At 70.0% G+C, this 16,956-nt stretch carries 18 protein-coding genes; 8 read left to right on the top strand and 10 right to left on the bottom strand.

Annotated features, from left to right (window positions below; translation table 11 throughout):
- Positions 1 to 44: 44 nt before the first annotated feature.
- Both pssA and AC0KS4_RS22020 read right to left on the bottom strand, forming a co-directional pair.
- Positions 45 to 905 (bottom strand): CDP-diacylglycerol--serine O-phosphatidyltransferase, encoded by an 861-nt coding sequence (gene pssA / locus AC0KS4_RS22025; protein WP_225328405.1) that lies wholly within the window; start codon positions 903 to 905, stop codon positions 45 to 47.
- Complete coding sequence (locus AC0KS4_RS22020) at positions 902 to 1,624, bottom strand: phosphatidylserine decarboxylase (protein ID WP_425326337.1); 723 nt, start codon at positions 1,622 to 1,624, stop codon at positions 902 to 904. The genes pssA and AC0KS4_RS22020 overlap by 4 nt, the downstream gene beginning before the upstream one ends.
- A 65-nt stretch (positions 1,625 to 1,689) precedes the next feature.
- Between AC0KS4_RS22020 and AC0KS4_RS22015 the strand changes: the two genes are divergently transcribed.
- On the top strand, positions 1,690 to 2,904 hold the full coding sequence (locus AC0KS4_RS22015; RefSeq protein ID WP_238956941.1) for an MFS transporter: 1,215 nt from the start codon (positions 1,690 to 1,692) through the stop codon (positions 2,902 to 2,904).
- On the opposite strand, the gene moeA is transcribed toward AC0KS4_RS22015, so the two are convergent.
- The 3 genes from moeA to AC0KS4_RS22000 are packed head-to-tail and all read right to left on the bottom strand — an operon-like array spanning position 2,901 to position 5,589.
- A complete protein-coding gene (gene moeA, locus AC0KS4_RS22010; RefSeq protein WP_238956940.1) occupies positions 2,901 to 4,106 on the bottom strand; it encodes a molybdopterin molybdotransferase MoeA in 1,206 nt (401 codons plus the stop codon). The genes AC0KS4_RS22015 and moeA overlap by 4 nt on opposite strands.
- 19 nt (positions 4,107 to 4,125) lie before the next feature.
- The gene (locus AC0KS4_RS22005) at positions 4,126 to 5,076 is read right to left on the bottom strand and encodes an SDR family NAD(P)-dependent oxidoreductase (protein WP_238956939.1); all 951 of its coding nucleotides are present in this window, start codon (positions 5,074 to 5,076) and stop codon (positions 4,126 to 4,128) included.
- A 21-nt stretch (positions 5,077 to 5,097) separates the two neighbouring features.
- Positions 5,098 to 5,589 (bottom strand): cupin domain-containing protein, encoded by a 492-nt coding sequence (locus AC0KS4_RS22000; RefSeq protein ID WP_238956938.1) that lies wholly within the window; start codon positions 5,587 to 5,589, stop codon positions 5,098 to 5,100.
- A gap of 29 nt (positions 5,590 to 5,618) precedes the next feature.
- Between AC0KS4_RS22000 and AC0KS4_RS21995 the strand changes: the two genes are divergently transcribed.
- The 3 genes from AC0KS4_RS21995 (at position 5,619) to AC0KS4_RS21985 (ending at position 9,142) form a co-directional block, all read left to right on the top strand.
- Complete coding sequence (locus AC0KS4_RS21995) at positions 5,619 to 6,311, top strand: M24 family metallopeptidase (RefSeq protein ID WP_238956937.1); 693 nt, start codon at positions 5,619 to 5,621, stop codon at positions 6,309 to 6,311.
- A gap of 233 nt (positions 6,312 to 6,544) precedes the next feature.
- Positions 6,545 to 8,170, top strand: coding sequence for a chaperonin GroEL (groL, locus tag AC0KS4_RS21990; RefSeq protein WP_225328398.1), 1,626 nt, complete (start codon positions 6,545 to 6,547; stop codon positions 8,168 to 8,170).
- A gap of 147 nt (positions 8,171 to 8,317) precedes the next feature.
- The gene (locus AC0KS4_RS21985) at positions 8,318 to 9,142 is read left to right on the top strand and encodes an SDR family NAD(P)-dependent oxidoreductase (RefSeq protein WP_238956936.1); all 825 of its coding nucleotides are present in this window, start codon (positions 8,318 to 8,320) and stop codon (positions 9,140 to 9,142) included.
- Here the strand turns inward: AC0KS4_RS21985 and AC0KS4_RS21980 are convergent.
- The 4 genes from AC0KS4_RS21980 to AC0KS4_RS21965 are packed head-to-tail and all read right to left on the bottom strand — an operon-like array spanning position 9,131 to position 12,567.
- Complete coding sequence (locus AC0KS4_RS21980) at positions 9,131 to 9,691, bottom strand: carboxymuconolactone decarboxylase family protein (protein ID WP_238956935.1); 561 nt, start codon at positions 9,689 to 9,691, stop codon at positions 9,131 to 9,133. The two genes, AC0KS4_RS21985 and AC0KS4_RS21980, sit on opposite strands and share 12 nt — an antisense overlap.
- A gap of 18 nt (positions 9,692 to 9,709) precedes the next feature.
- Positions 9,710 to 10,114 (bottom strand): FtsZ/tubulin family protein, encoded by a 405-nt coding sequence (locus tag AC0KS4_RS21975; RefSeq protein ID WP_225328395.1) that lies wholly within the window; start codon positions 10,112 to 10,114, stop codon positions 9,710 to 9,712.
- Positions 10,115 to 10,152: 38 nt separating this feature from the next.
- Positions 10,153 to 10,797, bottom strand: a complete 645-nt coding sequence (locus AC0KS4_RS21970) for a PPE family protein (protein WP_472408531.1) — start codon at positions 10,795 to 10,797, stop codon at positions 10,153 to 10,155.
- 39 nt (positions 10,798 to 10,836) lie between these two features.
- Complete coding sequence (locus AC0KS4_RS21965; protein ID WP_238956934.1) at positions 10,837 to 12,567, bottom strand: N-acyl-D-amino-acid deacylase family protein; 1,731 nt, start codon at positions 12,565 to 12,567, stop codon at positions 10,837 to 10,839.
- 47 nt (positions 12,568 to 12,614) lie between these two features.
- On the opposite strand from AC0KS4_RS21965, the gene AC0KS4_RS21960 reads away from it, so the two are divergent.
- Genes AC0KS4_RS21960 through AC0KS4_RS21950 form a run of 3 tightly spaced genes read left to right on the top strand, consistent with a single transcriptional unit; the run spans position 12,615 to position 14,380 of the window.
- Positions 12,615 to 12,986: a VOC family protein gene (locus AC0KS4_RS21960; RefSeq protein WP_225328393.1), complete on the top strand. Its 372-nt coding sequence runs from the start codon at positions 12,615 to 12,617 to the stop codon at positions 12,984 to 12,986.
- A gap of 10 nt (positions 12,987 to 12,996) precedes the next feature.
- Complete coding sequence (locus AC0KS4_RS21955) at positions 12,997 to 13,515, top strand: mycothiol transferase (RefSeq protein WP_225328392.1); 519 nt, start codon at positions 12,997 to 12,999, stop codon at positions 13,513 to 13,515.
- Positions 13,516 to 13,525: 10 nt separating this feature from the next.
- Complete coding sequence (locus AC0KS4_RS21950; RefSeq protein ID WP_238956933.1) at positions 13,526 to 14,380, top strand: hypothetical protein; 855 nt, start codon at positions 13,526 to 13,528, stop codon at positions 14,378 to 14,380.
- Positions 14,381 to 14,389: 9 nt separating this feature from the next.
- Here AC0KS4_RS21950 and AC0KS4_RS21945 read toward each other — a convergent pair whose 3' ends face one another.
- The gene (locus tag AC0KS4_RS21945) at positions 14,390 to 16,144 is read right to left on the bottom strand and encodes a cytochrome c biogenesis protein CcdA (protein WP_238956932.1); all 1,755 of its coding nucleotides are present in this window, start codon (positions 16,142 to 16,144) and stop codon (positions 14,390 to 14,392) included.
- A 124-nt stretch (positions 16,145 to 16,268) separates the two neighbouring features.
- Between AC0KS4_RS21945 and AC0KS4_RS21940 the strand changes: the two genes are divergently transcribed.
- A complete protein-coding gene (locus AC0KS4_RS21940; protein ID WP_225328389.1) occupies positions 16,269 to 16,955 on the top strand; it encodes a TetR/AcrR family transcriptional regulator in 687 nt (228 codons plus the stop codon).
- Position 16,956 lies beyond the last annotated feature (1 nt).

Raw genomic sequence — 16,956 nt, 5'->3', positions numbered from 1 at the left:
CAGCGGCCCGGAGCGGCCCGCATCGTCGCCGGAGCCGCCGGCCGTCACGGCACGCGCCTGCCCGGCTTGCGCAGGCCCAGCCGCGCCACCGACCGGCGGTTGGGCTGCGCCCGGCGGATCGCGCGGCGCGCGGCGCGACGCTGCTTGGGTTCGTCGTCCCATGCCTCGGGGTGGGCGGCCAGCCAGCGCTGGTTGCGGATGGCGAACGGCACGTGGCACAGGTAGGCGATGATGATCACCCAGATCAACACGTAGGGCGCCAGCACCGCCGCCGCTGCGCAGATCGCCAGGATCGCCAGCAGTGGGGCGGCCCAACTCGGCGGCACCGCGACCGCGTGCATCTTGCGCATCGGGATCTTGCTGACCATCAGGATCGAGGTCCCGGTGATCCAGATGCACAGGAACAGCGGCGAGGTCCACCAGCCGTCACCGAACTGCAGCTTGAGCCCGATCAGGCCGATCATCGAGATCGCCCCGGCCGGCGCGGGCATGCCGACGAAGAATTCGTGCGTGTAGGCGGGCTGGCTGCCGTCGTCCTGCAGCGCGTTGAACCGCGCCAGCCGCAACACGACGCAGACGGCGTAGAGCAGGATCACCACCCAGCCGGCCGGCGAGTTGGTCAGCAGCGTCACGTAGAGCACGATCGCGGGGGTCACGCCGAAGTTCACCGCGTCGGCCAGCGAGTCGATCTCCTCGCCCATCCGCGACTGGGCGTCCAGGATGCGGGCCACCCGCCCGTCCAGGCCGTCCAGGATGGCCGCCGCCGCGATCAGCGCCATCGCGGCCTTGGGCTGGTGTTCGAGGGCGAACCGGATCGAGGTCAATCCCGCGCACACCGACAGCACCGTCATCGCGCTGGGCAGGATCTGCAGATTGACCGCCCGTCCGCGCGGCTTGCTGATCATGGCAGCTCGGCCAACACGGTCTCGCCGGCGATCGCGCGCTGGCCGACTTTCACCAGCGGTTCGGAGCCCGCCGGCAGGTAGGTGTCGAGTCGGGAGCCGAACCGGATCAGCCCGTAGGTGTCGCCGATCGACACCTTGTCCCCGACGTGTGCGTCGCAGATGATCCGCCGGGCCAGCAGCCCGGCGACCTGCACCGCGACCACGTCGGCCCCGCTCGGGGTGCGGATGCGCAGGCTGGTGCGTTCGTTTTCGGTGCTGGCGGCTGCCAGGTCGGCCGACCCGAAGCGGCCCGGCCGGTGCTGCACGGCGACCACCTCGCCACTGACCGGTGCGCGCTGCACATGGGCGTCCAGCAGCGAAAGGAAGATGCTGATGCGCGGTAGCGCGGCGTCGCCCATGCTCAGTTCCGCGGGCGGCGTGGCGAAGTCGATCACGCAGATCTCGCCGTCGGCGGGGGCGACGACGGCCCCGGGCCGGGTGGGCGGCACCCGTGAGGGGTGGCGGAAGAACCCCGCGCAGGCGCCCGCCGCCAGCAGGCCCGCCCGTCGCACCCAGCGGTGACGGCGGCCGGCCAGGGCCAGCGCCAGCCCGGCGCCGATGAACGGGCGTCCGGCCGGGTGCACCGGCGGAATGGCGGAGCGCACCAGCTCCAGCGCGTGTTGGGGGCTGAAGCCCGGGTCCGAAGCGGTGGGGCCGATAGTGCGGGGGCGTCGTGCCACGCGGCCATCTTACGGAGCCCGCGGTTGATTCGTGGACGCCCGCAGAGGGAACGTTGACCTTCGACATGCAACCGCACAGTGCCGACCGGTGGGCGACGCCGGTGCGTCGGGCGAAACGCGGTGTCACCGCCGCATTCATCGCCCACGGTCTGGTGTTTTCGTCGTGGGCCGCCCACATTCCGCGGGTCAAGGCCGAGCTGGGACTGTCCGACGCGGCGCTGGGAACGGCGCTGTTCGGCGCGCCGCTGGGATCGGTCGTGGCCACGCTGGCAAGCCACTGGGCGCTGCGCCGCTGGGGCAGCCACCGGCTGATCCCGGTCATGGTCGCCGGCTATGCGGCCGCGGGGACGACGGTGGGGCTGGCCCGGTCCGGTCCCGCGCTGTTCGGGGCGCTGGCGTTGTGGGGGACGTTCCAGGGGGCGTTGGACGTCGCGATGAACACCCAGGCCGCGACGGTCGAGCGGGCCGCGCGGGCGCCGATCATGGCGCGGTTTCACGGCATGTGGAGCGTCGGGACGCTGGTGGGGGCGGTGGTCGGCGCGGCCTGCGTGGGCGCGGGCATCGGGCTGACCGCGCAGCTGACGGTCCTCGGGGCGGTCGTGCTGGTCGTGGTGGGGGTGCTCACCCGTCGCCTGATGCCCGATGCGGCCGATGACGCCAAGGCGTCGCCGGGACGTACCCGGGGCGGACGGGCCTGGATGACGCCGACGGTCGCGATCCTGGCCGCGGTCTCGTTCGCGTCGTTTCTGTGCGAGGGTGCGGCCACCGACTGGTCGGCCAACTACCTGCGCAACGTCGTCGGTGCCGGCCCGAGCGTCGCCGCGTTGAGCTACGCGGCCTACACGCTGACGATGGTGATCACCCGGTTCGGCGCGCCCCGGCTGCACGCGCGGGTGCCCAGTCGCCGGCTGCTTCCGGCCCTGGCGGTGGTGGCCGTCGCGGGCATGGGCGTGACGCTGGCGACCGCCAACGCCGGCGTGAGCGTGCTGGGTTTCGCCGCGTTGGGCGTCGGGGTGGCGCTGCTGGTGCCCACCGCGTTCAGCGCGGCCTACGGCGCGAGCGAAGCGGGATCGGCGATCGCCATCGTGGCGGCGACCGGTTGGCTGGGCTACCTGCTCGGCCCGCCGTTGATCGGTCACCTGTCCGGCTGGGTGGGGCTGTCGGCGGCGCTGGTCGCCATCCCGGTGATGATGTCGATCGTCGCCATCGCGATCCGCTACACCCCGGCGTTCGACAAGGCCGACGAATTCCACCGGGACGTGGCCACACCCGCCGGCTAGCGCAGATCCCAGACCTGCAGCCGGGTTCCCTCGGGCACCTCGACGACGTCTTCGGGGATGTCGAGCAGCCCGTTCGCCGACGCCAGCCAGCGCAGGTGGTGCGATGCCGGCGGGCCGTAACTGGTGACCGAGCTGGCGTCGTCGCTGAGCACCGCGCGCCGGAACTGCCGCTTGCCGCGCGGCGAGGTCAGCGACTCGGCGAGGACGGCGGACCGGTGCGGGCGTTCCGGGTCCGGCAGGCCCATCGCCGTGCGCAGCGCGGGCCGGATGAACACCTCGAAGGACACCAGCGCGCTGACCGGGTTGCCGGGCAGCGTGACGATCGTCGCGCCGGCCACCCGGCCCACGCCCTGCGGCATGCCGGGCTGCATGGCCACCTTGACGAATTCCACGCCCTGGTCGCCCTCGCGCCCGAAGGCGTCCTTGACCACCTCGTAGGCGCCGGCGCTGACGCCGCCGCTGGTGATGATCAGGTCGGAGTCGGCCGCGTACCGGTCGATGATCGAACTGAATTGGGCCACATCGTCTTCGGCGGTCGCGACGGCGACCAGTTCGGCGCCCGCGTCCCGAACCGCCCCTGCCAGCATGATCGAGTTGGACTCGTAGATCTGCCCCGGCCGCAGCGCGGTGCCCGGCGTCACCAGCTCCGATCCGGTCGAGATCACCAGCACCCGCTGGCGCGGGATCACCGGCAACTCCGCGATCCCCAGCGCCGCGGCCAACCCCAGCACGGCCGGCGTCACGACCTGGCCCCGACGCAACACGGTGGTGCCGGGGGCGACGTCCTCACCCGCCCGCCGGATGTGCTTGCCGGCCTCGCGGGGTTCGCGGATCGACACGACGTCCACCCCGCCGTCGGTGGCCTCGACCGGGACGATCGCCGTCGCCCCCGCCGGCAGCGGGGCGCCCGTCATGATCCGGTGCGCCGTACCGGGTTGCAGCGTCAGTTCGTCGGTGCGCCCGGCCGGAATGTCCTCGGCGACCGGCAACACCACCGGGTTTTCCGGCGTGGCGGACGACGTGTCCTCGGCGCGCACCGCGTACCCGTCCATCGCGGAGTTGTCGAAGACCGGCAGCGCCAACTGGGCGACCACGTCCTCGGCCAGCACCAGACCCTGGGCGTCGGCCAGCGCGACCGAAGCCGGCGGCCGGGAACGGATCAAATCGGTGACAACACGCTGATGTTCCGCGACTGATCGCATCGGGGCCATTATCCGCGCGTCAGATCGGGAAGCTAACGCCGGTGAGTTCTTCGGAGACGGCCCACAGCCGGCGTTGCAGTTCCGCGTCGTGGGACTGGGCGCTGGACTTGACGAGCTTCGGGTGGCCGCGCTGCTCGAGGAAGCCGTCGGGGCCGAAGTACTGTCCGCCCTGGACGGCAGGATCGGTGGCGGCCCGCAGCGTCGGCAGCGCACCCATGGCCGCGCTTTGGAACAGCACCGGGCCCAGCGCCGCGGCGGCGGGCCGCAAGATCGCCGGCAGGTTGCGGGTCAGCTCGGTGTTGGAGCCGCCGGGGTGCGCGGCGACGGCGATGGTCTTCGCGTCGGGCGTGGCCGCCAGCCGGCGCTGCAGCTCGTAGGTGAACAGCAGGTTGGCCAGCTTGGATTGCCCGTAGGCGGCGATCCGGTCGTACCGGCGTTCCCACTGCAGGTCGTCGAAGTGGATCGCGGCCCGCAGCCGGTGACCCAGGCTGCTGATGGTCACCACCCGCGAGTCCGGCACGGCGAGCAGGTGGTCGAGCAGCAACCCGGTCAGCGCGAAGTGGCCCAGATGGTTGGTGCCGAACTGCAATTCGAATCCGTCCGCGGTGACCTGCTTGGGCGTCCACATCACGCCCGCGTTGTTGATCAGCAGATCGATGCGCGGGTAGGCCGCGCGCAGCGCGTCGGCGGCCGACCGCACCGCGTCCAGCGACGTCAGATCCAGCTGCTGCAGCGTGACATCGACTTTTCGGTCGCCTTGGCCCCCGGCGGCGACGATGCGCGACAGGGCCGCGTTGCCCTTCTCGAGGTTGCGCACCGCGAGCACGACGTGGGCGCCGCGGTGGGCCAGCACGGCGGCCGCTTCATACCCGATGCCGGTGTTGGCGCCGGTGATGACGACGACGCGGCCGCTCTGATCCGGGACGTCACCCTCCGACCAGGCGCGGTTGTCTTTGTCGTTGGAAGCCATGGCCCAAAACATACTCACGAGTCAGACCCAGTAGTTGTCGTGGCGGACGAACCAATCCCGGCGTTCCTCGTCGGTCATATCGGCCAGCGCCGCGAACCCTTCGAAGTAGGCCTCGCGGGGAGCGCCGGGCGCGAACAGCATGAGGATCGACGCGGGCTCGTCGGCCTCGTTGCGGAAGCCGTGGACGCCGCCGGGCGGGACGTAGAGGAAGTCGCCCTGGTGGCCGTCGGTCCACTCGGTGCCGTCGTAGAGCTTCATCGTCCCGGAGAGCACGAAGAAGGCCTCCGACATGGCCCGGTGGAAGTGGGCCGGGGGTCCGCCGCCGGCCGGGGCGATGTCGACCCGGTACAGCCCGTAGTCGCCGGCGGTGTCTCGTTGGTTGGCCAGGTAGTGGTAGGCGACCCCGGAGGTCTCGTAGTCGGGGGGTTCGTCGGCTCGCTTGAGCCAGGCGCTGATCTCCGGCTCTTGCTGGGTGTAGCGGGCCGGCGGGTAGGGCGGCACGACGAGGGACATGGTTCCAGTGTGCGCATAGCATCGCCGTAATGGAGGCCGCAGAAGAAGTGCGCGTGCAACGGCTGCTGGACGCCGAGTGCAAGGCGGCGCAACTGTTCGACGAGATCGAGCGGCGGGCCATGATCCGCCCCGGGATCGGGGAGAAGCAGCTCTCCGACGAGATCCACGATCTCGCCGGAGAGATGTTCGGCGTGACCCGGCACTGGCATCGGCGGATCGTGCGCGCCGGGGAGAACACGCTGCAACCGTTCCACGAGCGTCCGCCGGACAGGCTGATCGTCGACGACGACATCGTCTTCCTGGACCTGGGGCCCATCTTCGAGGAGTGGGAGGCCGACTTCGGCCGGACCTTCCTGCTGGGCGACGACCCGCACAAGAAGGCCGTCCGCGATGCGCTGCCCCGGGTGTGGCAGGCCGGGCGCGACTACTTCGCCGGCCATCCCGACGTCACCGGCGCCGAGCTGTTCGACGTCGTGGTCGGGGTGGCCCGCGCGGAGGGCTTCGAATGGGCCAGCCGCATCGCCGGTCACCTGGTGGGGGAGTTCCCGCACAAGAAGATCGCCGGCCCCGGCATCGAGTGGTACGTCATGCCCGGCTCGGACAAGCGGATGCGCCGCACCGACCCGCGCGGCCGCGTCTGCCACTGGATTCTCGAGATCCATCTCGTCGACCGCCCGCGCGGCTTCGGCGGCTTCTACGAGCAGCTGCTCGACCTGCCCTGAGCGGGCCGCTTCCTCGGGCCTTCTTCTTGCACTCGGCATAGGCGAGTGCTAAGAATGACTTGGCACTCGCGACCAGTGAGTGCTAGGTCGGGACGGTGAGGCCTGGGCCGCGTCAGCGGGGACACCCAGAGCCGTCCGTCGCGGGCACTGCACCCGGCCACAGCGTCCAATGGGGCGACCCGACAAACGGTCGCCCCGTGTGTCACCCCATATTTCGGAGGAATCACTTCGCAATGGCCAAGACAATTGCGTACGACGAAGAGGCCCGTCGCGGCCTCGAGCGGGGGCTCAACGCCCTCGCCGACGCGGTAAAGGTGACGTTGGGCCCCAAGGGTCGCAACGTCGTCCTGGAGAAGAAGTGGGGTGCCCCCACGATCACCAACGATGGTGTGTCCATCGCCAAGGAGATCGAGCTGGAGGACCCGTACGAGAAGATCGGCGCCGAGCTGGTCAAGGAAGTCGCCAAGAAGACCGACGACGTTGCCGGTGACGGCACGACGACGGCCACGGTGCTGGCGCAGGCGTTGGTCCGCGAGGGCCTGCGTAACGTCGCCGCCGGCGCCAACCCGCTGGGTCTCAAGCGCGGCATCGAGAAGGCCGTCGAGAAGGTCACCGAGACCCTGCTCAAGTCGGCCAAGGAGGTCGAGACCAAGGACCAGATCGCTGCCACCGCGGCGATTTCGGCGGGCGACCAGTCGATCGGTGACCTGATCGCCGAGGCGATGGACAAGGTCGGCAACGAGGGCGTCATCACCGTCGAGGAGTCCAACACCTTCGGCCTGCAGCTCGAGCTCACCGAGGGCATGCGGTTCGACAAGGGCTACATCTCGGGCTACTTCGTCACCGACGCCGAGCGTCAGGAAGCGGTCCTCGAGGACCCCTTCATCCTGCTGGTCAGCTCCAAGGTGTCGACCGTCAAGGACCTGCTCCCGCTGCTGGAGAAGGTCATCCAGGCCGGCAAGCCGCTGCTGATCATCGCCGAGGACGTCGAGGGCGAGGCTCTGAGCACCCTGGTCGTCAACAAGATCCGCGGCACCTTCAAGTCGGTGGCCGTCAAGGCCCCCGGCTTCGGTGACCGCCGCAAGGCGATGCTGCAGGACATGGCCATCCTCACCGGTGGTCAGGTCATCAGCGAAGAGGTCGGCCTGTCGCTGGAGAGCGCCGACGTCGCCCTGCTGGGTAAGGCCCGCAAGGTCGTCGTCACCAAGGACGAGACCACCATCGTCGAGGGCGCCGGTGACTCCGACGCCATCGCCGGCCGGGTGGCCCAGATCCGCAGCGAGATCGAGAACAGCGACTCCGACTACGACCGCGAGAAGCTGCAGGAGCGCCTGGCCAAGCTGGCCGGCGGTGTTGCGGTGATCAAGGCCGGGGCCGCGACCGAGGTCGAGCTCAAGGAGCGCAAGCACCGCATCGAGGACGCCGTGCGCAACGCCAAGGCGGCCGTCGAGGAGGGCATCGTCGCCGGTGGTGGCGTGGCCCTGCTGCACGCCACCCCGTCGCTGGACGAGCTGAAGCTCACCGGTGACGAGGCGACCGGCGCCAACATCGTCCGCGTGGCGCTCGAGGCTCCGCTGAAGCAGATCGCCTTCAACGGTGGTCTGGAGCCTGGCGTGGTGGCCGAGAAGGTCCGCAACTCGCCCCCCGGTACCGGCCTGAACGCCGCCACCGGTGAGTACGAGGACCTGCTCAAGGCCGGCGTCGCCGACCCGGTGAAGGTGACCCGTTCGGCGCTGCAGAACGCGGCGTCCATCGCGGGCCTGTTCCTGACCACCGAGGCCGTCGTCGCTGACAAGCCGGAGAAGGCCGCCGCACCTGCCGGCGACCCGACCGGTGGCATGGGCGGTATGGACTTCTAAGAAGTCAACGAAGAAGCCCGGTCCCGTTGGGGGCCGGGCTTTTTCGTGCGCGCCGAGCGTGAACTCACGGCGGGAATTTCGCGATCTTTCCGCCCTGGTTTCACGCTCGGCGCGCAGGCTTCACACTCGGCGCTCTAGGGTGAACGCGTGGCGCTTCCGACTCCCTCACCCACCAGCACCGCCGTCGTGACCGGCGCCTCGTCGGGCATCGGCGCCGACATCGCGCGCGAGCTGGCCGACCGCGGCCACGGCGTGACGCTCGTCGCCCGCCGCGAGGAGCGGCTGCGGACCTTGGCCGACGAACTCGCCGGCCGCGTCCGTGTCGAGGTGATCGCCTGCGACGTCGCGGACGTTACCGCCCGCGCCGACCTGTTCGACGAGGTCGCGCGCCGCGGGCTGACCGTCGACATCCTGGTCAACAACGCCGGCATCGGCACCATGGGCTCGGTGACGAAAATTCCCGTCGCCGACGAGATCGCGCAGGTGCGGGTCAATGTCGAGGCCGTCATCGACCTGACGACCCGGGCGGTCCAGCAGATGGTGCTGCGCGGCCGCGGCGCGATCCTCAACGTTGGCTCCACTGCGGGCTACCAACCCTTCCCGGGACAGGTCGGGTACGCGGCCACCAAGGCGTTCGTCAACAACTACACCCAGGGGCTGCGCGGCGAACTCGCCGGCACCGGCGTCACCGTCGCGGTGCTGTGCCCGGGGCCGGTGCGCACCGAATTCGTGAAGAGCGCCGGCATGGACGAGCGGGACTTCGCGGACGCGTTCCCGAAGTTCATGTGGAAGCCGTCGCGTGAGGTGGCCCGCGCCGGAATCGACGCGCTGGACCACGACCGCGGAACCGTGATCCCCGGGCTGCCGAGCCAGATCAGCACCCGCCTGTTTCAGTTCATGCCGCGGCGAATGTTGTTGCCGCTCTTGAAGAACCAGCATCCGAGCCTGCGCAGGGACCGCTCAGTCGGCTAGCGGCCAGCGCCGCATCCAGCCCTCCACCGGAAGGGCGAGCGCATTGCACAGCGTGCAGATCGTGCGGTACCAGCCGACGGCCGTGAGCAATTCGATCCGCTGCTCGTCATCGAGAAAGCCGCCCAGCGCTTCCCACGTCTCCTCCGACCACGAGCCGGTGCGCTCGCACTCGTCCACGGCCGCGATCAGCGTCCGCTCGGCCGCGCCCCACCGCGGGTCATCGGGGCCTGCCAATACCAGCGCGTCGCACTCGTCGTCGCTGACACCGGCGATCGGACCCCAGAAGGCGGCCTGGCCGCCCCACTCGTAGGCGCAGCGCAGCAGCGCGCAGATGCGAAGGATGGCGATCGTCCGCGTCCGGGGCGGCAAAAGCGCTGCGGTGTAAAGGGATTCGCCAAGCTTGCGGAGCCGGGAGGCCAGCGCCGGATGGCGCTGCAGGCAACGCACCAACAGCAGCGGCTCGTAGGTGCGGTCCGGGTGGCCCCAGCTGTTGATGCCGGCGGCGTCCTCTTCGCTCCACGGCGGGGCGAGGGGTGCGATGCGGCTCACGGATGAGACTGTACGACGTCAGGCCGATGGCAGCGAGAACACGACGCAGTCGTGCAGGCAGCCCTTGGCCGCATCGGGGGAGTCGGCGTCGCGGTGCAGCAGCGCGCGCGTGGGCGCGACCGTGAGCCGGACGGCGTCGCCGGCTCGGTTTTCACCGGACACCTCGGCCGCGCCGTCGACGATCAGCGAGTAGCCGCCGGGCTCGGCGGGGGGCCACAGCAGGGTGACGTCGCGGCGCCGGGCCAGGTTCTGCTGCGTGCGGCCGCCGATGAGACCGACCTCGAGGGTCTCGCCGCGCAACTCGGGTTCGACCGTCACGGTGTGCGAGCGGTAGTCATCGTCGACCGTGATCAGGTACGCGTACGGGTAATCGGGGAGCGCGTCGGCCAGCGCCGCGAAATCTACCTTCTTCTTGCTACGCATGATGTTCCAGGATAGGCGCGAACCGGTGCGGCCCCGCCCTACTGCGGCGCCGGCGGCGTGAGGAAGCCGGCGATGCGCGACGTGTAGCCGCGGGCGACGGCGCCGGACGTGGCCGGGCGCGTGACGGCGGTGCTGGTGTTGGAGAAGCCGAGGTTTTGCAGCACCTCGTTCCAGGGCGGCAACTTGGCCACGGCGGCCGACGCGTCGGCGTGATACCCGAACATCGCCGCGACGTCCGAGGCCCACATCTGGTCGTAGGCCGCCTCGATGTCGGCGATCGCCGGGGTGTTCTGGCCCAGATGATTGTTGGCCGCCAACGCCGACACCAAGGCCCGGTTGGCCGCCACCACCGCGGGCTGCACCGTGGCCGCGAGCGCCACCTCGAACGCGGTCGCGATGGCCGAGGCCTGGTGGGACACCTCTTCCGCCTGCGCGGCCGCCGCGGAAAGCCAACTCACATACTGGCTGGCCACGGTCATCATGGCGGCCGATGACGCGCCCTGCCATGACCCGCTGGCCAGATCTGACGTCACCGAAGAAAACGACGACGCCGACGACGCCAGCTCCTCGGCCAGCCCGTCCCACGCCGCCGCGGCAGCAAGCAGCGGCCCGGGACCAGGACCGGAGAAAATTAGTGCCGAGTTGACTTCCGGCGGCAACCACGCAAAATGCGGGTTCGTCACGGGACCCAACTTAGCTGGTATATGCCACTTTTGGTGGCGTTATTGCAAGGGCGCCGGACTGGGCTGACGGCCGCGCACCAACTTGCCCGGACGCGCCGCGGTGGGCACGCCGTGTTCAGCGATGATTTCCCCGGACACGATCGTGGCGACGTACCCGTCCGCGGTCTGGTCCAGGCGCCGCCCGCCGGCGGGCAGGTCGTAGCTGAGGACCGGCTTGTGCAGGCGCAGGGCGGCGTGGTCGATGACGTTGAGATCGGCCTTGTAGCCCACGGCGATACGGCCGCGATCACTCAGCCCGGCGACGCGCGCCGGCACCGAGGTGAGTTCGCGAATCGCCTCGGGCACCGTGAACCGCCCGGACTTGCGGTCCCGCGCCCAGTGCGTCAGGAAGTACGTCGAGTAGCTGGCGTCGCAGATCATGCCGTAGTGCGCGCCGCCGTCGCCGAGGCCCAGCACCACGTCGTCGCGGTGCAGCAACTCCCCGACGGTGTCCAGCGAGTTGCCCTGCAGGTTGCTGGTCGCGACCAGCAGCATGGCCCGGCCCTCGTCGTCGAGCAGCCGGTCGTAGGCCTCCTCCATCGGCTCCACCCCCTTGGCGCGGGCGCGGGCCCCGATGCTGGTCGACGGGTCGGGCTCGTAGTCGGGGTCCTCGCCGAGAGGGTAGATCCAGTCCCACATCTGGGCGACGTACAGGATCGGGTGACCCTGGCCGGGCTTGTCGGCCAGGATGCGGGCGCGGACCTCGGGCTTGCGCATCTGCGCGACCCGCTCTGCCAGCGGCAGGTGCGCGATCTCGCGATAGCTGGGGTAGAGCACGAACGGGTTCGCCGACAATTGCAGCCCGATGATCAACCCGATGGGACGCGGCAACAGCTGCGCGGTGATATCACCGCCGGCGGCGTTGGCCTTCTCGATCATGGTGATGGCGTCCGGCCACGTCGGGTCGCCGGAGTTGCCGACGACCAGGGTGAAGGTGAGCGGCAGACCGACGTCCTCGGCGACATCGAACACCGTCTGCAGCACGGGCTGGTAGCCGCCGGCCGGGATGTCGGGGACGAACTGCAGCAGGCCGCCGCCGCCGTCCACGACGCCGCGGGCGATCTCCTCGATCTCCTCGCGGGCGGCGTCGTAACTCGGTATGGGCGAACCGCTTTCGGTCTTGTGGATGGTCAACCGCGACGACGCGAAGCCCAGCGCGCCGGCCTCGATCGCCTCCTTGGCGAGCGCCCTCATCTTGGCCAGGTCGTCCTCGGTGGCCGGTTCGCGGTCGGCGCCGCGCTGCCCCATCACGTACACGCGCAGCGGCGAGTGCGGCAGGTACGCGGCCACATCGATGTCGCGCCTGCCCGCGTCGAGCGCGTCCAGGTATTCGGGGAAGGTCTCCCACGTCCACGGCAGGCCGTCGGTCATCACCACGCCGGGGATGTCTTCGACACCGGCCATCACGTCGACGAGGACGTTGTGGTCGGCCTGGCGGCACGGGGCGAAGCCGACCCCGCAGTTGCCCATCACCACCGTCGTCACCCCGTGCGCGGACGACGGGGTGAGCCGCTCCGACCAGATGGACTGGCCGTCGTAGTGGGTGTGCAGGTCGACGAAGCCGGGCGTGACCAGCAGCCCGGTGGCGTCGATCTCCCGCTCGCCCGTGGCCCCGTTCAGGGAGCCGACCGCCTTGATGACGTTGTCGGCCACCGCCACGTCCCCCACGTACGGCTCGCCCCCCAGCCCGTCGACGATGGTGCCGTTGCGGATGATGAGGTCGTAAGTCATTCAAACAATCTACGACCGTGTCGGCGGGTCGTGCCAGGATCTTCCCCATGATCGACCACGTGGGCATCAACTGCGCCGACTACGCGAAATCGCAGCGGTTCTACGACGCGGTGCTGGGGACGCTGGGCTTCTCGCGGCAGCTGGATGTCGGCCCTGCCATCGGATACGGGCGCGCGGGAAAACCGACCTTCTGGATCTCGGGCGCTCTGGCCGGCCCCAATCGGGAGGTTCACCTCGCGTTCGAGGCCGCCGACGAGGACGCGGTGCGCGAGTTTTATCGGGTGGCGGTCGAGGTGGGCGCCGAGCCGCTGCACGCGCCGCGCCTGTGGCCCGAATACCACCCCGGCTATTTCGGCGCGTTCGTGCGCGACCCGGACGGCAACAACGTCGAGGCTGTCTTCCACGGGGCGCTCCCGTAGTGTCGCGAGTATGGCCAGCACCGACGATGCCGCCGTAATCCGAGTCCTCCTGCGCGACGCGTTCACCCGGTTGATCGAGCACGTCGACGAGATCACCGACGGGCTGACCGAGGAGGTGTCGTCTTATCGTCCGACCCCGGACGCCAACAGCATCGCCTGGCTGCTCTGGCACAGCGCGCGGGTGCAGGACATCCAGCTCGCCGACGTGGCCGGCGTCGAGCAGGTGTGGCTGCGCGACGGCTGGGTGGACCGGTTCGGACTCGACCTGCCGCGGAACGACATGGGCTACGGGCATTCGCCCGACGACGTGGCCAAGGTGAAGGCGCCCGCGGACCTGCTGTCCGGCTACTACCACGCGGTGCACGAGTTCACGTGCAACTACATCGCCGGCATGACCGCCGAGGAGTTGGCCCGCGTCGTGGACACCAACTGGGATCCGCCGGTGACGGCGAGCGCGCGCCTGGTGAGCATCATCGACGACTGCGCCCAGCATCTCGGGCAGGCCGCGTACGTGCGGGGGATTGCGTAGATTCGCAGGCGTGCGATGCGCGGCGAGCGTGCTGTTGTGGCTCATCACCACGCTCGCGCTGGCGGTGACGATCCCCGCGGCGTGGACCCAGCTGCATGTCGTCGACGCCGACGGCTACGCCGCGATGGCGCGCGGGGCGGCGGCCGATCCGGCCCTGCAGTCCGCCATGGCGGCCGAACTGACCACGCGGGCAATGGCTCTGGCCGCCGAGCGCGGCGGGGGCCGCTATCCCGTCGACGGTTCCGACGTGCACGATGCCACCAGCGCTTTCACCGCCGGGCCGGCGTTTCCGCCACTGTTCGCCCAGGCCAACCGCGCGGCGCACGGTTGGCTGTTCGGCGACCCGGGGGCCGGCGGGGACGGCAATCAATGGGCGGTCGACGTGGCCCTGATGCTCAGGGATGACTCGATCCGCCCGCTGCTGAACCAATACAACGTGACCGTTCCCGCGAAACTGACTGTCCCGCTGACGATTTCGGCGCCGCGAGCGATGCGCGAGGGGCGGCTGAGCGGACTGTCCACCTGGGGCCCGTGGGTGAGCGTGGGGGCGGCGGCGTTGTGTGGCGTGTGCGCGTTGCTCACGCTGGCCGCTGCGCGCCGCCGCGGCAAGGCGCTGAGCAGCTTGGGGGTTTCCGCCCTGCTCGTCGGCGCGGCCGGCTGGGCCGGCCTTGAGGTCGCCGGCCGCTACATCGACAAGGCGCTCAACCGCACCACCGGCGACATCCGGCGCGTCGCCGAGGTGATGGTCGGACACGCCGAAGCCGGTCTGCACCAATGGCTCAACGTCACGTTGCTGGCGGGCGCCGCCCTGGTGGGACTGGGCATGCTCGTCGCGATGCTGGGCAGCCTCTGGAAGAAATCCTGAGCCGCCCGGCTACCCGAACGTGAACGAGAAGACCTGCAGGCCCTTGCTGACCCGCATGTCCAGCTGGTCGCGGTGCGCGCCGTCGTCGGCGACGATCTGATGCAGGGTGGGTGCCCCGCCGATCGTCGTCGTGGTGGTCTTGCCATCACGCGTCACGGCGATGGTGCCGGTGCCGCCGACGACGGCGTAGACATTTTTCGCGGTGTAGTTCAGCCGGATGGCGCAGTCCTCGCCCTCGGCGGTGGCGCCCTGGTCGTCCAGGGCCCAGCGGCCGCGCAGGGCGAACTTGTCGTCGGCCAGGGTCGGCGGGAAGCTCAGCGTGACGGCGCCGGACTTGTAATCCCCGCTGCCACCGTAGTTTCCGGTCCTGTCGACGCCGAGGTAGGTCTCGGGCGTGAGCCGGGTTTGCGGGGTGGTGTCGGCCGAATTCGCCGGTGCGGGTAGCGGGGCGCCGGGGTGGGCGTCGACGAGCAGCTGCCGGATCAGTCTTTCGGTGCCGTCGTAGTCGCCCTCGCCGAATTTGGTATGCCGCACTTGCCCGTCCGCGTCGATCAGGTATTCGGCCGGCCAGTACAGGTTCTGGTAGCTGTTCCACGTCGCGTAGTCGTTGTCCAGGGCGATGGGGTAGGGGATGTGCAGGTCGGCGGCGCCGCTGGCCACGTTCTGGGGAACCCGCTCGAACGCGTACTCGGGGGTGTGCACCCCGATGACGAGCAGTCCGCTGTCGCGATACCTGTTGTACCAATCGATTACGTGTGGGATCGCGCGCTGGCAGTTGATGCACGAGTAGGCCCAGAAGTCGATCAATACGACCTTGCCGCGCACTTCGGCGGGGCCCGGCGGTTTGCCGTCCGGGGTGTTGAGCCACCCGGTGACGCCGGTCAGGGCGGGCGCCGGCCCGCACTGCTGCAGCTCGGCGGAGCCGCTGGAGCAGTCACTCAGGGCGCCGTCGACGGTGGTGCTGGGCGGGCTCAGCTGCAGCCCGCTGCCGTGGTTCGGCCGCTGTGTGGGGGTGGGGTTCAGGCTGCGCCCGATGTCGTTGGCTCCCAGCTTGTTCTGCATCGCCGTCGTGTAGTCGGGGACGACGCGCTGCAGCATCGCCGGCAGGTTGAACACCAGCGCCATGGCCAGCACGATCATCGCGATCCCGCCGGCGATCTGAATCACGCGCTGCCGTCGGCGGAACGCGGCGACGCGCTCGGCGACGCGACGCCCCGCCAGCGCGAAGGCCAACAGCGGCAAGGCATTTCCCAGGGCGAACGTCGCCGTCAACACCAGCGCGCCGGGCCCGATCGACGACGTTCCGCCCGCGACCACGATCGCCGCCAGCACCGGACCCGCGCACGGCACGTAGAGCGCGCCCAACGTCAGGCCAAGCCCGAAACCGTCTGCGTTGGCGCCGATTTGGCGCTGCGGGAGGTAGGCGAACGGCCGCTCGATCAGGTGTTGGACCGGCGGGAAAATCAGGCCCAGGCCGATCAGGGTCAACACCACCAGGGCGGCCCACCGAATCGCGTCCTGCGGCAGGTGCAGCGCCGTCAGTAGCGCGGAGCCGAGCAGCGTGGCCAGGCTGAAACTGCACACCAGCCCCGCGATCACCAGATACGGGCGGGCCACGGAACTCACGCGGCGGGCACCTGCTCGTCTGCTGGCTCCGCTACTGCCCGCACTCGACAGCAGAATCACCGGGAGCACCGGCAGGATGCACGGCGAGATGCCGGTGATCAGCCCGCCGAGAAACCCGATCAGGGCGATGGTCTGCACGCGCTACTTCCAAGGACGCGAAGGGCGCCGGACGGTGAGCATGGTTCCACCTTTACCCGTTTGCGCCGCCGGCGAGAGTGACGTCGCACAAATCACGCAACGTGCGTTATACAAATCACACAACGTGCGTTACGCTCGGCCGGTGGCGCAACTAACATTCCAGCGCGCCCGCACCGAGGAAAAGAAGCGCCAACGTGCGGAGGCCCTCGTGGAAGCCGCACGCTCGCTGGCGATGGAGACGGGCGTCGCGTCGGTCACCCTCACCGCGGTCGCCAGCCGCGCCGGGATTCACTATTCGGCGGTGCGCCGCTACTTCAGCTCGCACAAGGAAGTTCTGCTGCACCTGTCCGCCGAGGGCTGGGTGCGATGGTCGAATACCGTGTCGGACAAGCTGGCTCGGCCCGGCGCCTCCTCGCCGTCGCACATCGCCGGGACGCTGGCCGAGGCCCTGGCCGACGATCCGCTGTTCTGCGACCTGCTGGCCAACCTGCACCTGCACCTGGAACACGAGGTGGACGCGGAGCGGGTCATCGAGGTCAAGCGCATCAGCACCGCCGCCACGCGCTCGCTCGCCGATTCCATCGAGAGGGCGCTGCCCGAACTCGGGCGGTCGGGGTCGCTCGACATCCTGCTGGCCGCGTACTCGCTGGCGGCCACCCTGTGGCAGGTGGCGAACCCACCGGCCGATCTCACCGACGTCTACGCCGAGGAGCCGGAAGTGGCTCCGCCGGAGTGGAATCTGGACTTTGCGACCGCGCTGACGCGCCTGCTGACCGCCACGTGCATCGGGCTCATCGCGGAAGCCTCATGAA

The organism is Mycobacterium sp. NTMscope_MAC_12 (genome assembly GCF_976985675.1).
This window is presented reverse-complemented; position numbering and strand designations above follow the sequence as displayed.

Bases quoted from the DNA above. Each gene is read 5' to 3' on its own strand.
- moeA (WP_238956940.1), bottom strand. From the start codon at position 4,106: ATGCGATCAGTCGCGGAACATCAGCGTGTTGTCACCGATTTGATCCGT.
- AC0KS4_RS21965 (WP_238956934.1), bottom strand. From the start codon at position 12,567: ATGACTTACGACCTCATCATCCGCAACGGCACCATCGTCGACGGGCTG.
- AC0KS4_RS21975 (WP_225328395.1), bottom strand. From the start codon at position 10,114: ATGCGTAGCAAGAAGAAGGTAGATTTCGCGGCGCTGGCCGACGCGCTC.
- AC0KS4_RS21995 (WP_238956937.1), top strand. From the start codon at position 5,619: ATGGAGGCCGCAGAAGAAGTGCGCGTGCAACGGCTGCTGGACGCCGAG.
- groL (WP_225328398.1), top strand. From the start codon at position 6,545: ATGGCCAAGACAATTGCGTACGACGAAGAGGCCCGTCGCGGCCTCGAG.
- AC0KS4_RS21955 (WP_225328392.1), top strand. From the start codon at position 12,997: ATGGCCAGCACCGACGATGCCGCCGTAATCCGAGTCCTCCTGCGCGAC.
- AC0KS4_RS21960 (WP_225328393.1), top strand. From the start codon at position 12,615: ATGATCGACCACGTGGGCATCAACTGCGCCGACTACGCGAAATCGCAG.
- AC0KS4_RS22005 (WP_238956939.1), bottom strand. From the start codon at position 5,076: ATGGCTTCCAACGACAAAGACAACCGCGCCTGGTCGGAGGGTGACGTC.
- pssA (WP_225328405.1), bottom strand. From the start codon at position 905: ATGATCAGCAAGCCGCGCGGACGGGCGGTCAATCTGCAGATCCTGCCC.
- AC0KS4_RS22000 (WP_238956938.1), bottom strand. From the start codon at position 5,589: ATGTCCCTCGTCGTGCCGCCCTACCCGCCGGCCCGCTACACCCAGCAA.
- AC0KS4_RS22015 (WP_238956941.1), top strand. From the start codon at position 1,690: ATGCAACCGCACAGTGCCGACCGGTGGGCGACGCCGGTGCGTCGGGCG.